Raw genomic sequence first — 16778 nt, 5'->3', positions numbered from 1 at the left:
CACATGACCACGCAGAACCCCCGAACCCCCCGCACCCACGGCCTCGTCGTCCTCGACATGGCCGGCACCACCGTCGCCGACGGCGGCCTGGTCGAGCGGGCCTTCACGGCCGCCGCGGAGCGCCTCGGCGAGGACCCCGCCACGATGATCGACTACGTCCGGGCCACCATGGGCGAGTCCAAGATCTCCGTCTTCCGGCACCTCTTCGACGGCGACGAGCAGCGCGCCCAGCAGGCCAGCACCGCCTTCGAGCAGGCGTACGGGGAGCTGGTCGACGGCGGCTCCGTCGCCGAGGTCCCCGGCGCCCGCGCCGCGATCGAGGACCTGAAGGCCCAGGGCCGCACGGTCGCCCTGAGCACCGGCTTCGCCCGGGTCACCCAGGACGCCATCCTGGACGCCCTCGGCTGGCGCGACCTGGTGGAGCTCACCCTCTGCCCGGCCGACGCGGGCGGTCGCGGCCGCCCCTACCCGGACATGGTCCTCGCCGCCTTCCTGCGCACCGGCGCCGTGGACGACGTCCGCGACGTGGTGGTCGCCGGCGACACCTCGTACGACATGCTCAGCGGCGCCCGCTCCGGGGCCGGGGTGGTCGCGGGCGTGCTCACCGGGGCGCACGGCGAGGGGCAGCTGAAGGAGCACGGCGCGACCCACGTCCTCGCCTCGGTGGCCGAACTGCCGCGGCTGCTCGCGGAGTACGGGTCATGAGCAGCGGCATACGCTTCGACGCGGTGTCCGTCGCCTACGGCGGCACCACCGTCCTGGACGCGCTCGACCTGACCGTCGAGCCCGGCGAGGTCATGGCGCTGCTCGGGCCCTCGGGATCGGGCAAGACCACCGCCCTGCGCGCCGTCGCCGGCTTCGTGAAGCCGGTGTCGGGCCGGGTGCACATCGGCGGCCGCGACGTCACCGACCTGCCGCCGCACCGCAGGGGCATCGGGATGGTCGTCCAGCAGTACGCCCTCTTCCCGCACCTGCGCGTCGAGGACAACGTCGCCTTCGGCCTCAAGGCCCGCAAGGCCGCCCGGGCCGAGATCCCGGGCCGGGTCGCCGAGGCCCTGGAGATGACCGGCATGGGCGGGTACGCCAAGCGCTACCCGCGCGAGCTCTCCGGCGGCCAGCAGCAGCGCGTCGCCATCGCCCGCGCGCTGGCGATCCGCCCGGACGTGCTGCTCCTGGACGAGCCGCTGTCCGCGCTCGACGCCCAGCTGCGCTCCGGGATGCTCGCCGAACTCGCCCGCCTGCACCGCGAACTGCCCGACGTCTCGATGCTCTACGTCACCCACGACCAGGTCGAGGCGCTCACCCTCGCCGACCGGATCGCGGTGATGGACAAGGCCAGGCTCCAGGACTGCGGCACCCCGCAGGAGCTGTACCGCAGGCCGCGCACGGAGTTCACGGCGTCCTTCGTCGGCAACGCCAACCTGCTCCCGGTGACCGTCGGGACGGGCGCGGTGTCCCTGGGGGAGCGGGAGCTGGAGGTCGACACCGGCGGGGCCGGGGCCGGGTCCCGCGCCACCCTCTGCGTACGGCCGCACCTGGTCGGGCTCGGCGACGGGCCCAACGCGCTGCCGGGGCGGGTGGCGGAGGTGCAGTGGAGGGGCGCGACGCACCGGCTGCTCGTGGACGTGGGCGGCCACCGGGTGAAGGCCGACGTGCGGGAGCTGCGGGTGACCCCGGCGCTGGGGGACTCCGTGGTCCTGCACTTCGCGCCGGAGGACGCGGTGCTGATCGGGGCCGGGGTGTCCGATGGGTAGCCGGGGCGCGGGCCTGCTGAAGGCGCCTCCGGCTCCGGGGGCCGCGCCCACCCGTTCCGTACCGCAGGACGACCGCCCGCGGCGGGCGAGGAAAGTACCCACGGCGCTCTGGGCGCTGCCGCCCGTCATCGCCCTCGCGCTCATCTTCCTCTACCCGCTCGGGCTCGTCGTCCAGGAGTCGCTCGCGCCCGGGGCGTACGGGGACGTGTTCGCGTCCGAGGCGTTCCGGGACGCGCTGGTCACCACCGTCTGGCTGGCCGTCGGGGCCACCGTCGGATGCCTGGTCCTGGGCTTCGTGCTCGCCCTGGTGATCGCGTTCGTGCCGTTCCCCGGGGGGCGCGCGGTCTCCAAGTTCATCGACGTCTTCCTCTCCTTCCCGTCCTTCCTGATCACGCTGGCGCTGCTGTTCGTCTACGGCACCGTCGGCATGGCCAACGGGGTGTGGACCGACGTCACCGGGGCCGCCGAGGGGCCCTTCCGGTTCCTGACCACCCCGTGGGGCGTCCTGCTCGCCGAGATCACGTACTTCACGCCGTTCGTGATGCGCCCCCTGCTCGCCGCGTTCTCCCAGATCGACACCGCGCAGCTGGAGGTGGCCGGTTCGCTGGGCGCCCGGCCGCTGCGGATCGTGCGGCAGGTGATCCTGCCCGAGGCGCTGCCCGCGCTCGCCGCGGGCGGCAGCCTGGTCCTGGTGATGTGCCTCAACGAGTTCGGCATCGTGCTCTTCACCGGTGCCAAGGGCGTCACCACCCTGCCGATGCTGGTCTACAGCAAGGCGATCCTCGAATCCGACTACGCGGCGGCGTGCGTGGTCGCCGTCGTCAACGTCGCGATCTCCGTGGGCCTGTACGGCCTCTACCGATTGGTCAGCCGCCGTGTTGGTGCACAGCCGTAGGGGCAGGTGGGGCGCCTGGGCGTTGTTCCTGGTCCTGTTCGCCCCGCTCTTCGCCCTCCCGCTCCTGGTCATCGTGACCGCCTCGTTCTCCACGCACTGGTCGGGCGCCTTCCCGTCCGGCCCGACGACCGAGCACTACGCGGCCGCGGTGCGCGGGGAGTCCCTGCGGGCGCTGACCACCAGCCTGGTCACCGCCGTGACGGCGAGCGCCCTGGCGCTGCTCATCGGCACCTGGGCCGCGCTGTCGGCGGCCGCCCTGCGCAAGCGGGGGCGGCGGGTGATGGACGCGCTGTTCGTGCTGCCGGTGGCGGTGCCCTCGGTGGTCGTCGGCCTCGCGGTCCTGGTCGCCTTCTCCCAGCCGCCGGTGCTCCTGAACGGCACCCGCTGGATCGTGGTCCTCGCGCACACCGTGCTGGTCACCGCGTTCGCCTACCAGTCGGTCTCGGCCGCCGTCGTGCGCCTGGACCCGGTGTACGAGCAGGCGGCGGCGAGCCTCGGCGCCCGCCCCTGGTACGTGCTGTGGCGGGTCAGGCTGCCCCTCCTGCTGCCGTCGCTGAACGCGGCGGCCGGGCTCTGCTTCGCCCTGTCCATGGGCGAGCTGAGCGCCACGATGATGCTCTACCCGCCGGACTGGACGCCGCTGCCGGTGCTGATCTTCACCGCCACCGACCGCGGCTCGCTGTTCACCGGTTCGGCCCTGGCCGTGGTGCTGATGGCGGCGACCCTCGTGGTCCTGCTCGCCGTCTCCCGCGTCCGTACCAGGGCGACGTACCGCTAGTCGTCCACCGCACACCGCACCCCCACCCCCCGGCACCAGCCACCCCACTTCGCCAGGAGAAGACGACGCCATGCCCAAGTACGCCAAGCCGATCGCCGCCGTGGCCGGCTCCCTCGCCCTCGCCACCGCCCTCACCGCCTGCGGGGGTTCCTCCGCCGCCTCCGACGAGAAGGTCGTCACCGTCTACAGCGCCGACGGCCTCAAGGGCGAGAAGGGCGACGGCTGGTACGACAAGGTCTTCAAGGACTTCGAGAAGGAGACCGGGATCAAGGTCAAGTACGTGGAGGGGGGTTCGGGCGAGATGGTGCAGCGGGCGCTGCGCGAGAAGAGCAACACCCAGGCCGACCTGCTGGTCACGCTGCCGCCCTTCATCCAGCAGGCCGACTCCAAGGGGCTGCTCCAGGAGTACCGGCCGAAGGGCTCCGACAAGGTCGACGGCGCCGACAAGGCGGCCGACGGCACGTGGACCTCGGTGGTCAACAACTACTTCGGCTTCATCCAGAACAAGAAGGAGCTGGCGCAGGCGCCCACCACCTGGGAGCAGCTGCTCGACGGCACGTTCAAGAACAAGCTCCAGTACTCCACCCCGGGCGTCGCGGGCGACGGCACGGCCGTGCTCATCAAGGCGATGCACGACTTCGGCGGCAAGGAGCCGGCGATGGAGTACCTGAAGAAGCTCCAGGCCAACAACGTCGGCCCGTCCTCGTCCACCTCCAAGCTGGCCCCGAAGGTCGACAAGGGCGAGATCCTGGTGGCCAACGGCGACGTGCAGATGAACTTCGCGCAGGGCAAGTCGATGCCGAACCTCAAGATCTGGTTCCCGGCGAAGGAGGGCGGCAAGCCGACCACGTTCGCGCTGCCCTACGCGGCCGGCCTGGTGGACAAGGCCCCGCACGCGGAGAACGCCAAGAAGCTGCTCGACTTCATGCTGGCCGAGCGGGCGCAGCAGGACGTCAGCGCGATCGGCGGCGGCTTCCCGGCCCGTACGGACGTCAAGGCCACCGACGCCAACGCGATCGAGCTGGCGAAGCTGCTGGACGGCGTCGAGGTCTTCGAGCCGGACTGGGCCGACATCGACAAGAACCTGTCCGGGTACGTCGACGCCTGGAAGTCGGCCACCGGAAGCTGACGGTCCACTGGAGTTCACCCGCCGTCCCTCGCCCGCCGCGCATCATCGCGGAATGATAACGGGTACGGACCAAAGCCCAACTCCCCTGAGGCTTCAGGGGAGTTGGCATGTCGCCTGAGACTCTCGACGGAGGAACCCCCGTGCCGATCACCGGCATCTCCCGCCGCACCGTTCTCGCCGCCACGGCCGCGACCGCCGCGGCCGCCGCCACCGGCCTCGCCACCGCCCCCTCGGCCCTCGCGGCCGCGCCGACGCTGCCCGACGGCACCAGCAAGGACAAGGTCCTGGTCGTCGGCATGGACGGGCTGCGCCACGACCGCATCGACGCGGCCGTCGCCCCCACGCTCAAGTCCCTGATGGCCAACGGCACGTACGGCACCTCGCTGCTGTACGCCAACCCGATGGCCGCCACCTCCTCGGGCCCCGGCTGGTCGACCATCTCCACCGGGGTGTGGCCCGACAAGCACGGCGTGAAGGACAACACCTTCACCGGCCGCGACTACGGCCGCTACCCGGGCTTCCTGGCCCGCCTGAACCAGGTCCGCCCGGACCTGTCGCTGTTCGCCGCCGTGGACTGGCCGGAGCTGGACACCTACGGCACCGTCACCCCCGGCGCCGACGCCAAGCTGGTCTACGACAACAACTACGTCGTCAACGACAAGCTGATCACGGACCAGACCGAGCAGGTCCTGCGCACGCAGAACCCCGACGTCCTGTTCGTCTACTTCGGCGAGACCGACGAGATCGGCCACAACAACGGCGCGGCCAGCCAGAAGTACCTGGACGCCATCGCCGTCCAGGACGGCTACCTGGGCCGGCTGCTGGCCGCGGTCAAGGCCCGCCCGTCCTACGCCACCGAGCGCTGGACCGTCATCGTCGCCACCGACCACGGCCACACCGACGCGGGCGGCCACGGCGGCTCCACCATCGAGGAGCGCCGCACCTTCGTCCTCGCCCAGGGCCCGGGCATCGCGGCGGGCGCCCGCCCGGCCGACACCCGCCTGGTGGACGTCGCCGCGACGGTCTTCCGCCAGCTGGGCATCACCCCGGACCCGGCCTGGGGCCTGGACGGCAAGCCGGTGCAGGAGCGCTCCACGGACCCGTTCGACACCCTCCAGGGCTCGCTGTCGGGCCGCGTCGACGAGACCGGCATCCCGGCGGGCGTACTGGGCTTCACGCACACCGCGCCCAGCGGCTGGTCGGTCATCAACAGCGCGATGGGCACCGGCGGGGTCGCCGAGTGGCGCGGCTGGGCGTTCGCCACGGACGAGTTCTGGTCCCGCAGCCAGCGCGACCAGTCCCGCGAGCTGAACGTCCGCGCGCGCGGCGTGTTCGCGGTCGCCGACTCCGACGAGTGGGCCGACAAGGCCTCCTCGGGCAGCTACGACTCGACCCTGGTCACCCCGGCGTACGACGTGCGGGGCAAGGCCAAGGTGACCCTGGACTACACGACCTTCTACCGCCAGGACGGCAGCCAGACCGCCCAGGTGCTCGCCTCCTTCAACGGGGCCACCCCGACGGTGGTGAAGTCCTACTCCTCGGACGTCGTCTCGCAGCCCCAGTCGCTGTCCGTGGCCGTCCCGGCGGGCGCGTCCAGCGTCAGCTTCCGGTTCCGCTACACCGGGTCCAACAACTGGTACTGGGTGGTCGACGGGGTCAAGATCAGCACTTCCTGACTAGGCTGGGGGCGTCGCCACAGTGTCGTCGCGGCGTCCCCAGCACCAGCGCACCAGGCACGTCAGGAGTCCCAGTCCCATGGCAGAGCGCAAGCCGATCGAATCCTGGCTCACCGACATGGACGGGGTCCTCATCCACGAGGGCGTACCGATCCCCGGCGCGGACTCCTTCATCAAGAAGCTCAGGGACACCGGCAAGCCGTTCCTGGTGCTGACCAACAACTCCATCTACACCGCCCGCGACCTGCACGCGCGGCTGTCCCGGATGGGCCTGGACGTGCCGGTGGAGAACATCTGGACCTCCGCGCTGGCCACCGCGCGGTTCCTGGACGACCAGCGCCCCGGCGGCACGGCGTACGTGATCGGCGAGGCGGGCCTGACCACCGCGCTGCACGACATCGGGTACGTGCTCACCGACCACGACCCGGACTACGTGGTGCTCGGCGAGACCCGTACGTACAGCTTCGAGGCGATGACCAAGGCGGTCCGGCTGATCAACGCCGGGGCCCGGTTCATCTGCACCAACCCCGACGAGACCGGCCCGTCCATCGAGGGCCCGCTGCCCGCCACCGGCTCGGTCGCCGCGCTGATCACCAAGGCCACCGGCAAGGAGCCTTACTTCGCGGGCAAGCCCAACCCGCTGATGATGCGCACCGGCCTGAACGCGATCGGCGCGCACTCCGAGACCAGCGCCATGATCGGCGACCGGATGGACACCGACGTGCTGGCCGGCCTGGAGGCGGGCATGCAGACGTTCCTGGTGCTCACCGGTCTCACCACGCGCGAGGAGATCGACCGCTACCCGTTCCGCCCGTCCGAGGTGGTCGACTCGATCGCCGACCTGGTCGAGCGGATCTGACCCACGGGCGCACCGGTCCCGGGCGGTCGCGGCGGTGACCACCCCGGACGGCCCAGCGGCCGCCCGGAGCGGATGCGGAACGGCGCGGTGCGGGTGAACCTTCGGGTACCAGGAGGTTCACGATGCGTTCAGGCTTGCTTGCTCTCCGTGCCGCAGGGGCGGCCGCTTTCCTCGTGCTGGCACCCGCCGGCACCGCCGCCGCCCACGACGGGGTGAGCGTCACCGTCACCCCGTCCTCGGCGACGGCCGGCACCGACGTCGACGTCCGCGTCTCGGGCTGCAAGGGCACCACCGGTGCCGCGAAGTCCAAGGCGTTCGTCTCCGAGGCCGAGCTCTCGGGCCGCGACGGCGGGGACTACCCGCTGTTCGGCGACACCACCATCAGGTCGCAGGTCTCCGACGGCACCTACGACGTCAGCGTGACCTGCGACGGCCACAACCACGACAACGTCGGCGTCGTCCACGTCTTCCACAAGGACCCGATGCCGGTGCACCCGGTGCACGCGGGCGGTGGCGGCGCCTCGGCGCAGCTGGCCTCGGACGCGGGCGCGACCGAGGAGGGCCCGGGCACCCCGCACACCGTGATCGGCCTGGTGCTTGCGGGCGTGGCGGCGGTCGCCGTGGCGTTCCGCAGCGTCCGGCGCAGGCGCGTGGGCGCGGGCTCGGACTGAGATGGCCGGGGAGCGGTCCTCGGGCACCGGGCGGCTGCTCACCGGCGTCGCCTGGGCGGTGCTGCTGGTCGGCCTCTGGCTGTGGGGCAAGGACGTCACCAGCGGCCCGTTCGGCACCGGGGCGCCGACCACCGGTGACGTCGCGGCGGTCGGACGGCCGGTCCTGGGGATCGCGCTGCCGGATCCGCACGACCCGATCGGGCCCGCCCGGCCGTCCCGGGTGGAGTTCCCCTCGATCGGGGTGACCGCCCCGGTGGTGGCGCGCGGGCTCGACGGGGACGGGGCGGTGGACCCGCCGCCGTTCGACACGCCGCAGACGGTCGGCTGGTACGAGCGCGGCGCGCAGCCGGGCGAGGACGGCGCGGCCCTGCTGGTCGGGCACGTCGACACCAGGACCAAGCCGGCCGTCTTCTACGGGCTGAGCTCGGCCCGCCCCGGCGACAAGGTGAACGTCAGCCGCGCCGACGGCAAGGTCACCGAGTTCACCGTCGAGGACGTCCAGGTCGTCGACCGCGACGCCTTCGACGCGAAGAAGGTGTACGGACAGCACCGGCCGGGCCGCGCCGAGCTGCGGCTGATCACCTGCGGCGGCACCTTCGACAAGGAGGCGGGCGCCTACACGGCGAACGTGGTGGTCTCCGCGTACCTGACGGACGTCCACAAGCCGTCCGCCGCGTGACGCCGGTCCCGGCCGACGGCCCGCTCCCCCCGGAGCCGCCGGCCGAGCCGGGTCCTCGACCGCGGGTGCCCGGACTGCGGGAGGAGCCCGGCTCCGGCGCGGGAGGTCATCACGGATCGGTTGCACAGAGCGAGCCGGGGGCCAGGGCTTGCCGGGCTCCCACTGTAGGACGGCCGGGGCGCCCCGGCCTAGTGGGTATCTGACGCCATGTCGCGAACCGGTCGCCCACCGTGCCCGCCGGTGCGGCGCCGGGACGTCCCGGACGGCTGTGCCACCATGGCCCCGGTCCACCGAGGGGGAGATCGATGAACGGCACGCGCGGCGCCCGTACGGGTGCGCTGGCGCTGGCGGCCCTGCTGCTCGCGGGGTGCGCGGCGGACGGCGGAGCGCCCGGCGCCCCGGCCGCGCCGGGCCCGGTCGCGGACGGCCCGTTCTGGGTGAACCCGGAGGGCAGCGCGGCCCGGCAGGTGGCCGAATACACCCGCCAGGGGCGCACCGCGGAGGCCGCCCTGATCCGCGAGATCGCCGACCGTCCGGTCGCCGAGTGGGTCGGCTCCCAGGACCCGGGCGAGCAGGTGCGCGACTCGGTGGAGGCGGCGGCCGCGGCCGGGCGGCAGCCGGTGTTCGTGCTCTACGACATCCCGCACCGCGACTGCGGCCAGCACTCCGCGGGCGGCGCCGAGGACGCGGACGCGTACCGGGAGTGGGTTGATGAGGTCGCCGGGGCCGTCGGAGAGCGGTCCGCGACCGTGGTCCTGGAGCCGGACGCGGTGATGCACATGGTCGACCGGTGCACCGACGCCGCCTACCACGAGGAGCGGTACGCGCTGCTGAGGGGCGCGGTGGAGCGGCTGAAGCGGCAGCCGGGCACCACGGTCTACCTGGACGCGGGCAACGCGGGCTGGGCCAGGCCGGAGGAGCTGCGCGAGCCGCTGCGCAGGGCCGGGGTCGCGGCGGCCGACGGCTTCGCGGTCAACGTCTCCAACTTCCAGACCACACGGGCCAGTACGGAGTACGGCAGGAAGGTCTCGGCGCTCGTCGGCGGCAAGCCCTTCGTCGTCGACACCAGCCGCAACGGCAACGGCCCCTACACCGGCGGCGACCCGGCCGAGAACTGGTGCAACCCGCCCGGGCGGGCGCTCGGCGAGCCGCCCACCACCGCCACCGGGGACCCGCTGGTGAAGGCGTACCTGTGGATCAAGCGCCCCGGCGAGTCGGACGGCCCCTGCAAGGGCGGCCCACCGGCCGGGGCCTGGTTCGAGGAGTACGCCCTCGACCTGGTCCGCAACGCCCGGGCGCGCCGCCCCTGACGCCCGGGAGGCGCCGGAGGCACGAAGAAGGCCCCCCACCGGAGTGGGGGGCCTTCGACCGTCTGTGCGCCGCCAGGGACTCGAACCCCGGACCCGCTGATTAAGAGTCAGCTGCTCTAACCAACTGAGCTAGCGGCGCCTGCTGACCTGCGTAACTCTACCCGATGTCCGGGGGTGATCCCGACCGTCACCCGCCGCGCCGGGCCCGTCGCACGGTCGTTTTTTCCCGTTGATCCGTCAAAATGCAATTTGTCCGGACAGTTGAGACACTGGCGCCCGTGCGGAAGAGCCGAAAGATCTTGATGAGTGTGGAGGGGACGCGCATGACCGAACCGGTCTTCGAGGAGTACGAGGCCCCCGCCGACTGTCCCTGCGCCGGCTGCGCGCACCACCGCCGCGAGCTGGCCCTCGGCCTGCCCGTCCGCGCGGGCGGCCACCCCGGCGCGCACGGCGCCCGCCGCGCCCTGGTCCTGGCCACCGCCGCCGGCGTGGTCCTCGGCGGCGGGGGAGCGGGCGCCGCGCAGGCCGCCGTCCACACCACCGCGCCGCCGCTCTCCGTCGACCTGCCCGGCCGCGACACCGACCCCGGCACGCCGCAGGGCGGCGCGGGCCCGCTGCACGGCCGCCCCTCGGCCGGTCCGACGACCGCCAAGGTCCCGGTGGACCAGCTGCGCCGCGCCACCCGGGCCGACATCATCAACCGGGCCAAGGTCTGGGTCACCGCGGAGGTCCCGTACTCGATGGAGAAGTACTGGTCGGACGGGTACCGCCAGGACTGCTCGGGGTTCGTGTCGATGGCCTGGGGGCTCAGCGGGAACGAGTGGACCGGCAGCCTGGACCGGTTCGCCGCCCGGATCGGCCGCGAGGACCTCCAGCCCGGCGACATCCTGCTCTTCCACAACCCCGACGACCCGACCAAGGGCTCGCACGTCACGATCTTCGGCGGCTGGACCGACTACACGCACACCTACTACATCGCGTACGAGCAGGCGAAGCCGCACACCCGCAAGCAGTCGACGCCCATGGCGTACTGGAACAACTCCGCCCGCTACCTGGCCTACCGCTACAAGGGCCTGGTGCCCGGCAGCACCGCGGGCCCGGCGTCGGCCGGCTACCCCGGGGACGCCGCCTTCGGCCCCGGCACCAGCAACGCCCACGTCACCCGGCTCGGCGAGATGCTCGTCGAGCGCGGCGGCAAGCGCTTCTACGCCAAGGGCCCGGGGCCGCGCTGGGGCGACGCGGACCGGCGGGCCACCCAGGCCTTCCAGAAGGCCCAGGGCTGGGCGGGCTCCGACGCGGACGGGCTGCCCGGCCCGAAGACCTGGAAGCTGCTGGTCGAGGGGGCGGGCAAGGACATCGCCCCGGTCACCGGTGCGCCCCCGGCGGCGGGCGCCCCGGCCCCCGCGCAGGCGCTGCCCGGCTACCCGGGCAAGGGCGTCTTCCGGCCCGGCCGGAGCAGCGCCGACGTCACCCGGCTCGGACAGCAGCTGGTGAGGAAGGGCTTCGGCAAGTACTACGCGCAGGGCCCGGGGCCGCGCTGGGGCGAGGCCGACCGGCGCGCGGTCGAGGCGTTCCAGCGGGCCCAGGGCTGGCGGGGCGCGGCGGCCGACGGCTACCCGGGGCCCGAGACCTGGCGGCGGCTCTTCCGGTGACGGGAACCCCCGATGACCCGAGCGGCGCCGCCCCGGCCCGCGCGCACGACGACGTGAGGTGGCTGCGATGAGTACGGAGTCCTCGGGCGAGCGGGTGCCGGTCTGGCGCCTGGACACCCAGCCGCTGGCCCCCGTCGGGCCGGAGCGCGAGGCGTCCGGGCCGGTCCGGCGCACCCCGGTGATCAGCGACGGCAGCAACGGCTCCATCCCGGTCCACCTGCTCTTCCGCGACGAGGGCGGCCCGGCCGGGGACGGGGCGGACGCGCCGCGCCAGTCGGTGCCCCGGCCCAAGACCCCGGTGCGGGCCGCCGCCGCGCGGCCGGCGCCGCCGGTGGACCCGGGCCTCGCCGAGCGTCCCGGGCCGGTGCTGCCGGGCTGGGCCGGAGTGGCCGCCGGGGCGGTCGCCGCGGCCGGGTGCGCGGCGGTGGTGTGGGGGGCGGGGGCGGTGCCGGAGCCGGTGGCCGCGCTGCTCCGGCTGCCCCCGCGCCCGTACGAGGGGATCGGCCTGGGCTCCTGGGCGCTGCTCGCGCTCGGGGTGACCGCGCTGCTGTTCGCGGTGGGCGGCCTGGGCCGGGGCCGGGTCGGGTACGCCTGGGTGCTCACCCTGTTCGGCGACTACCGGGGCAGCGTGCGCCGCACCGGCCTGGTGTGGGTGAGCCCGCTGCTGCTGCGCCGCCGGGTCGACGTGCGGCTGCGGCACTGGCGCAGCGAGCCGCTGCCCGCGGTCGACATGAACGGCACCGCGCTGCGGGTCGTGGTGCTCGTGGTGTGGCGGGTCGGCGACACGGTGCGGGCGGCGCTGGGGGTGGCCGACCACGAGGAGTACCTGCGCGAGCAGGTGGAGTCGGCGATGGCCCGGGTGCTCTCGCAGCTGCCCGCCGACGCCTTCCACGAGGACGCGCCCACGCTGCGGGACGCGGAGGCGGTGGGCGAGGCGCTGACCCGGATGCTGTCGGCGGAGTGCGCGCCGGTGGGGATCGAGGTGTTCTCGGCGCAGCCGACCCGGATCGAGTACGCGCCGGAGATCGCGGGGGCGATGCAGCGGCGGCGGATCGCGGCGATCGACGCCAAGCACCGCGACAGCGTGCTGACGTCCGTGGTGGACGCCGTGGACGACATGGTCCACCGGCTGACCACGCGTGGTCTGGTCGAGCTGGACGACTACGAGCGCAAGGCGCTGGTGAAGGACCTGACGGTGGCCTTCTACACCGGCTCGCGCCCTGGTGGAGAGGGGTTGTGACTGGTCTGGACATGTTCAAGTCCCGTTAATACATTGGTACTTGGTCTAGACCGGAATCCCCAGTTCGGCATTCGCTAGCGCAGTCCCACACGCACGCGTGCAGCACGGTTCACGGAACTCCCCCACGTTCTCCTGGAGCGACAGCATGCGACACAAGACAGCTACGGCCGCCGTGGCCCTCGGTGTGGCGGGGATGTCCTTCCTCGCCTCCGGAACGGCCACCAGCCACGGCTACACGGACCTGCCGATCAGCCGCCAGAAGCTCTGCGCCAACAAGACCGTCTCCAACTGCGGCGACATCCAGTGGGAACCGCAGTCGGTCGAGGGGCCCAAGGGCTTCCCGTCCGGCGGGCCCGCGGACGGCACCCTCTGCGCGGGTGGCAACAGCAGGTTCTCCCAGCTCGACGACCCGCGCGGCGGGGCGTGGCCGACCACCAGGCTGACCAGCGGGCAGAGCTACACCTTCCGCTGGCAGTTCACGGCGCGCCACGCCACGACCGACTTCCGCTACTACATCACCAAGAACGGCTGGAACAGCAACGCCAAGCTCACCCGGGCCTCCCTGGACCCGCAGCCGTTCCTCACCGTCCCCTACAACAACCAGCAGCCCCCGGCCACGCTCTCGCACTCCGGGACCGTCCCGGCGGGCAAGACCGGGCGGCACCTGATCCTCGCGGTCTGGACGATCGCGGACACCGGCAACGCCTTCTACTCCTGCTCGGACGTGCAGTTCTGAGCGGTCCGGTCGGAGCCGGACCGGGGCATTCATTTCTGACGCCGTGTCAGTTATGGTCCGCCGCATGGGTGCGGACGGTGCGGACACCGCGGCGGAGCTCGTACGGCGGATGTGGGGCGACGGCAGGACGGGCCTGCGCGCGCACGGCCTGACCCTCACCCGCCACGAGGTCGCCGCGGGCGCCGCCGCGCGCGCCGCGCTCCTGGTGGACCTGCTGCCACCGGGAGCCGAGCCGCACGTCGGCGTCCTGCTCGACAACACCCCGGAGTTCCCCCTGTGGCTGGGCGCGGCGGCCCTGGCCGGGGCCGCCGTCGCGGGCGTCAACCCGACCCGGCGCGGCCCCGAGCTGGCCCGCGACGTGCTGCACACCGACTGCCGGGTGCTGGTCACCGAGCGCGCGCTCCTTCCCCTGCTCGACGGCCTCGCGCTGCCGGGCGTGCGCGTGCTGGTGACCGACACGGAGGCGTACGCGACCCTGCTCGCCGGCTATGCGGGAGCCCGGCCCGGCGACGCGGTCGCCGCCCCCGTGGGCCCCGGCAGCCGGCTGCTGCTCTACTTCACCTCGGGCTCCACCGGGGCGCCCAAGGCCGCGCTGTGCACCCAGGGCAGGCTGGCCGCCGCCGGCGCCTCGCTGGCCCGCCAGCTGGAGCTGTCCGGCGACGGGGTGCACTACGTCTGCATGCCGCTCTTCCACGGCAACGCCGTCATCGCCAACTGGGCCCCCGCGCTGGTCACCGGCGCGGCGGTGGCCCTGCGGAGCCGGTTCTCCGCCTCCGGCTTCCTGGCCGACGTACGGGAGTTCGGCGCCACGTACTTCACCTACGTGGGCCGCGCGGTCCAGTACCTGCTGGCCACCCCGGAGGGCCCGGACGACCGCGACCACGCCCTGCGGCTGGGCTTCGGCACCGAGGCGGGCGCGGTGGACGCCGAGCGCTTCCGGCGCCGCTTCGGGGTGCCGCTGGTGGAGGGGTACGGCTCCTCCGAGGGCGGCGCGGCGGTCCAGCGCACCCCCGGCACCCCGGCGGGCGCGGTCGGCCGGGCGGCCGGGGGCGACCTGGCCGTGGTGGACCCGGAGACGGGCGAGGAGCGCGAGGCGGCGCGCTTCTCGGCCTCGGGGCGGCTGCTCAACGGGGACGCGGCGATCGGGGAGCTGGTGAACCGGGGCGCCAACCCCTTCGAGGGGTACTGGCGCAACCCGGAGGCGGAGGCCGAGCGCCGCCGCGGCGGCTGGTACTGGACCGGGGACCTGTTCTTCCGGGACGCCGACGGCTTCCTCTACTTCGCCGGGCGCACCGACGACCGGCTGCGGGTGGACAGCGAGAACCTGGCCGCCGCGGTGATCGAGGCGATCCTGGCGCGCTGGGAGCGGGCGGCCGGGGTCGCGGTGTACGCGGTGCCGGACCCGGTCGCCGGGGACCAGGTGATGGCGGCGCTGGTGCTGGACGGGCCGTTCGCCCCGGAGGCCTTCGCCGCGTTCCTGGCCGCCCAGCCGGACCTGGGCACCAAGATGGCCCCGCGCTTCGTGCGGGTGGTCCCGCGGATGCCGGTGACGGCGACCAACAAGGTGCACCGGGTGGGGCTGCGGCGCGAGGGGTTCCTGGTGGGGGAGGGCGTGTGGTGGCGCCCGCCGGGGGAGCCCGGGTACCGGGAGCTGGCCGCGGACGACGTGGCGGAGCTGCGCGCGCGGTACGAGGAGGCGGGCCGCGCGGACCTGCTGGGCCGCTGAACGGGTCCGGCACGGGGACAGGGGCGCGAACAATTCCCGTACGGACGGCACCAGTTCGAGGAAAACCCGAGTGGATCCACCGCCCGGCACGGCACAGTGTGGGCGCCCGGACCCAACTCCCGGGCGCCCGCTGCTCTCTGTGACGGAAGGGTCCCCCCATGCGCCGCGTGAAAGGCCTCTCGCTGGCCGCCGCCGTTCTGGCCGTGCCCGCAGTACTGGTGACGGCCGGGCAGGCCGCCGCCGCCCCCGCCGACAAGCCCCAGGTGCTCAGCAGCTGGACCCAGACCAGCGCCGCCAGCTACAACGCCTGGGCCGCCGCCCGGGCCAACCCGTCCGCCTGGAGCGCGTACGCCTTCGACTGGTCCACCGACTACTGCTCCAAGTCCCCGGACAACCCGCTCGGCTTCCCCTTCAAGAACGCCTGCGCCCGGCACGACTTCGGCTACCGCAACCACAAGGCCGCCGGGATCTTCCCGGCGAACAAGGCGAGAATCGACTCGGCCTTCTACGAGGACCTCAAGCGGGTCTGCAGCGGCTACGGCGCGGTCAAGAAGGCCTCGTGCAACGGCACGGCCTGGACCTACTACCAGGCCGTGAAGAACCTCGGCAGCTGAGGCCCGGAGGCACGAAGAAGGCCCCCCACCGGAGTGGGGGGCCTTCGACCGTCTGTGCGCCGCCAGGGACTCGAACCCCGGACCCGCTGATTAAGAGTCAGCTGCTCTAACCAACTGAGCTAGCGGCGCGTGCTGACAGGGTTAATACTACCTGGTCCCCGGGGGTGCTCGTGACCACTGCCCCAGGGCCCCGCCGGGCCCTAGATCGCCAGCGAGAGCACCACCGGGGCGGCCCTGCGGTTGAGCGTGTCCGCCGCCGAGCGCAGCCGGTGCGCGTGCTCGATGGGGAGCGACAGGGCCAGGCAGCCCACGGCGGAGCCCGCGGTCAGCGGCACCGCCGCGCAGACCGTGCCCACCGCGTACTCCTGGAGGTCCAGGACCGGCACGGTCGGGGGCTGGCTGTCCAGCTTGGAGAAGAGGACCTTCTCGTTGGTGATCGTCCGCGAGGTGAGCCGGGCGATCTTGTGGCGGGACAGGTGGTCGCGGCGCCCGTTGGAGTCGAGCTGGGTGAGCAGGCACTTGCCGACCGCGCTGGCGTGGGCCGCCGAGCGGAAGTCCACCCACTCGTTGACCTTCGGGGCGCGCGGCCCGTCCGCGTACTGCGTGATCTTGACCTCGCCGTCGATGTACCGGCTGATGTAGACGGCGGCGCCGACCGAGTCGCGCAGCTCGGTGAGGGTCTCCTGGAGCTTGCGCTCCAGGGCCTCGCGGCGGGTGACCCCGGAGCCGAGCAGGACGGTGGAGTCGCCGATCACGTAGGCGCCGTCGGCCACCTGCTCGACGTACCCCTCGCGGCGCAGCATGCGCAGGAGGGAGGTCAGGTGGCCGGTCGGCAGTCCCGTCTCGCGGCCGATCTGGACGTCGGTCACCCCGCCACCGTGCCGTGCGACGGCTTCGAGTACGCGCAGCGCGTATTGCACCGAGTGGAACGGTGCGGTGGGCTCGGGCTTCAGCGCCACGGTTTCCCCCTAGCAGATCCAGCAGGTAGCGACCGCAAGCTTCCGTACCACGATAGCCGTCAAGAACCGTTTCCGGTGCGGCTGTTGGCGAGATTGATGG

15 protein-coding genes, 2 tRNA genes and 1 pseudogene are annotated in these 16778 nt (G+C 73.2%); 15 read left to right on the top strand and 3 right to left on the bottom strand.

The window, feature by feature from the left end; genetic code table 11:
• The first annotated feature begins 3 nt into the window (after positions 1 to 3).
• The 10 genes from ABT160_RS03085 (at position 4) to ABT160_RS03040 (ending at position 9751) form a co-directional block, all read left to right on the top strand.
• Positions 4 to 705 (top strand): phosphonatase-like hydrolase, encoded by a 702-nt coding sequence (locus ABT160_RS03085; RefSeq protein ID WP_351642738.1) that lies wholly within the window; start codon positions 4 to 6, stop codon positions 703 to 705.
• Positions 702 to 1754 (top strand): ABC transporter ATP-binding protein, encoded by a 1053-nt coding sequence (locus ABT160_RS03080; protein ID WP_351642736.1) that lies wholly within the window; start codon positions 702 to 704, stop codon positions 1752 to 1754. Before ABT160_RS03085 ends, ABT160_RS03080 begins: the two co-directional genes overlap by 4 nt.
• Positions 1747 to 2649, top strand: coding sequence for a 2-aminoethylphosphonate ABC transporter permease subunit (locus tag ABT160_RS03075; RefSeq protein WP_351642733.1), 903 nt, complete (start codon positions 1747 to 1749; stop codon positions 2647 to 2649). Before ABT160_RS03080 ends, ABT160_RS03075 begins: the two co-directional genes overlap by 8 nt.
• Complete coding sequence (locus ABT160_RS03070) at positions 2630 to 3427, top strand: ABC transporter permease (RefSeq protein ID WP_351642731.1); 798 nt, start codon at positions 2630 to 2632, stop codon at positions 3425 to 3427. Before ABT160_RS03075 ends, ABT160_RS03070 begins: the two co-directional genes overlap by 20 nt.
• A gap of 70 nt (positions 3428 to 3497) precedes the next feature.
• Complete coding sequence (locus ABT160_RS03065; protein WP_351642728.1) at positions 3498 to 4556, top strand: 2-aminoethylphosphonate ABC transporter substrate-binding protein; 1059 nt, start codon at positions 3498 to 3500, stop codon at positions 4554 to 4556.
• A gap of 107 nt (positions 4557 to 4663) precedes the next feature.
• A complete protein-coding gene (locus ABT160_RS03060; RefSeq protein WP_351642725.1) occupies positions 4664 to 6232 on the top strand; it encodes an alkaline phosphatase family protein in 1569 nt (522 codons plus the stop codon).
• Between the two features lie 79 nt (positions 6233 to 6311).
• On the top strand, positions 6312 to 7091 hold the full coding sequence (locus tag ABT160_RS03055) for an HAD-IIA family hydrolase (protein WP_351642723.1): 780 nt from the start codon (positions 6312 to 6314) through the stop codon (positions 7089 to 7091).
• 173 nt (positions 7092 to 7264) lie between these two features.
• On the top strand, positions 7265 to 7762 hold the full coding sequence (locus tag ABT160_RS03050) for a hypothetical protein (protein ID WP_351642721.1): 498 nt from the start codon (positions 7265 to 7267) through the stop codon (positions 7760 to 7762).
• Position 7763: 1 nt separating this feature from the next.
• Entirely contained in the window at positions 7764 to 8441 is a 678-nt protein-coding gene (locus ABT160_RS03045; RefSeq protein WP_351642718.1) for a class F sortase, read from the top strand.
• A 305-nt stretch (positions 8442 to 8746) separates the two neighbouring features.
• Positions 8747 to 9751 (top strand): glycoside hydrolase family 6 protein, encoded by a 1005-nt coding sequence (locus ABT160_RS03040; protein WP_351642715.1) that lies wholly within the window; start codon positions 8747 to 8749, stop codon positions 9749 to 9751.
• Positions 9752 to 9816: 65 nt separating this feature from the next.
• Here the strand turns inward: ABT160_RS03040 and ABT160_RS03035 are convergent.
• Positions 9817 to 9890: transfer RNA gene (locus tag ABT160_RS03035), tRNA-Lys, on the bottom strand.
• A gap of 184 nt (positions 9891 to 10074) precedes the next feature.
• Between ABT160_RS03035 and ABT160_RS03030 the strand changes: the two genes are divergently transcribed.
• The 5 genes and pseudogenes from ABT160_RS03030 (at position 10075) to ABT160_RS03010 (ending at position 15719) form a co-directional block, all read left to right on the top strand.
• Positions 10075 to 11403 carry a peptidoglycan-binding protein gene (locus tag ABT160_RS03030; protein ID WP_351642713.1) on the top strand — a complete coding sequence of 443 codons (1329 nt, stop codon included), beginning with the start codon at positions 10075 to 10077 and terminating at the stop codon, positions 11401 to 11403.
• A 166-nt stretch (positions 11404 to 11569) separates the two neighbouring features.
• Positions 11570 to 12643 (top strand): annotated as a pseudogene (locus tag ABT160_RS03025) (SPFH domain-containing protein); the annotation flags it as partial.
• 145 nt (positions 12644 to 12788) lie between these two features.
• Entirely contained in the window at positions 12789 to 13379 is a 591-nt protein-coding gene (locus ABT160_RS03020) for a lytic polysaccharide monooxygenase auxiliary activity family 9 protein (RefSeq protein ID WP_351642710.1), read from the top strand.
• Between the two features lie 64 nt (positions 13380 to 13443).
• Entirely contained in the window at positions 13444 to 15105 is a 1662-nt protein-coding gene (locus ABT160_RS03015; RefSeq protein ID WP_351642707.1) for an AMP-binding protein, read from the top strand.
• Between the two features lie 158 nt (positions 15106 to 15263).
• Positions 15264 to 15719: a phospholipase gene (locus ABT160_RS03010; RefSeq protein ID WP_351642704.1), complete on the top strand. Its 456-nt coding sequence runs from the start codon at positions 15264 to 15266 to the stop codon at positions 15717 to 15719.
• Between the two features lie 55 nt (positions 15720 to 15774).
• Here the strand turns inward: ABT160_RS03010 and ABT160_RS03005 are convergent.
• Both ABT160_RS03005 and ABT160_RS03000 read right to left on the bottom strand, forming a co-directional pair.
• A tRNA-Lys gene (locus ABT160_RS03005) sits at positions 15775 to 15848 on the bottom strand.
• A gap of 71 nt (positions 15849 to 15919) precedes the next feature.
• Positions 15920 to 16678 carry an IclR family transcriptional regulator gene (locus ABT160_RS03000; protein WP_351642701.1) on the bottom strand — a complete coding sequence of 253 codons (759 nt, stop codon included), beginning with the start codon at positions 16676 to 16678 and terminating at the stop codon, positions 15920 to 15922.
• Positions 16679 to 16778 lie beyond the last annotated feature (100 nt).

Source organism: Streptomyces sp. NPDC001941 (assembly GCF_040296945.1).
GTDB lineage: Bacteria > Actinomycetota > Actinomycetes > Streptomycetales > Streptomycetaceae > Streptomyces.
The sequence above is the reverse complement of the archived record's forward strand: the minus strand, read 5'-3'. Positions and strand labels throughout refer to the sequence as shown.

Coding starts and splice junctions, on each gene's coding strand:
- ABT160_RS03040 (WP_351642715.1), top strand. CDS start 8,747: ATGAACGGCACGCGCGGCGCCCGTACGGGTGCGCTGGCGCTGGCGGCC.
- ABT160_RS03020 (WP_351642710.1), top strand. CDS start 12,789: ATGCGACACAAGACAGCTACGGCCGCCGTGGCCCTCGGTGTGGCGGGG.
- ABT160_RS03030 (WP_351642713.1), top strand. CDS start 10,075: ATGACCGAACCGGTCTTCGAGGAGTACGAGGCCCCCGCCGACTGTCCC.
- ABT160_RS03065 (WP_351642728.1), top strand. CDS start 3,498: ATGCCCAAGTACGCCAAGCCGATCGCCGCCGTGGCCGGCTCCCTCGCC.
- ABT160_RS03055 (WP_351642723.1), top strand. CDS start 6,312: ATGGCAGAGCGCAAGCCGATCGAATCCTGGCTCACCGACATGGACGGG.
- ABT160_RS03075 (WP_351642733.1), top strand. CDS start 1,747: ATGGGTAGCCGGGGCGCGGGCCTGCTGAAGGCGCCTCCGGCTCCGGGG.
- ABT160_RS03080 (WP_351642736.1), top strand. CDS start 702: ATGAGCAGCGGCATACGCTTCGACGCGGTGTCCGTCGCCTACGGCGGC.
- ABT160_RS03085 (WP_351642738.1), top strand. CDS start 4: ATGACCACGCAGAACCCCCGAACCCCCCGCACCCACGGCCTCGTCGTC.
- ABT160_RS03045 (WP_351642718.1), top strand. CDS start 7,764: ATGGCCGGGGAGCGGTCCTCGGGCACCGGGCGGCTGCTCACCGGCGTC.
- ABT160_RS03060 (WP_351642725.1), top strand. CDS start 4,664: ATGTCGCCTGAGACTCTCGACGGAGGAACCCCCGTGCCGATCACCGGC.
- ABT160_RS03010 (WP_351642704.1), top strand. CDS start 15,264: ATGCGCCGCGTGAAAGGCCTCTCGCTGGCCGCCGCCGTTCTGGCCGTG.
- ABT160_RS03015 (WP_351642707.1), top strand. CDS start 13,444: ATGGGTGCGGACGGTGCGGACACCGCGGCGGAGCTCGTACGGCGGATG.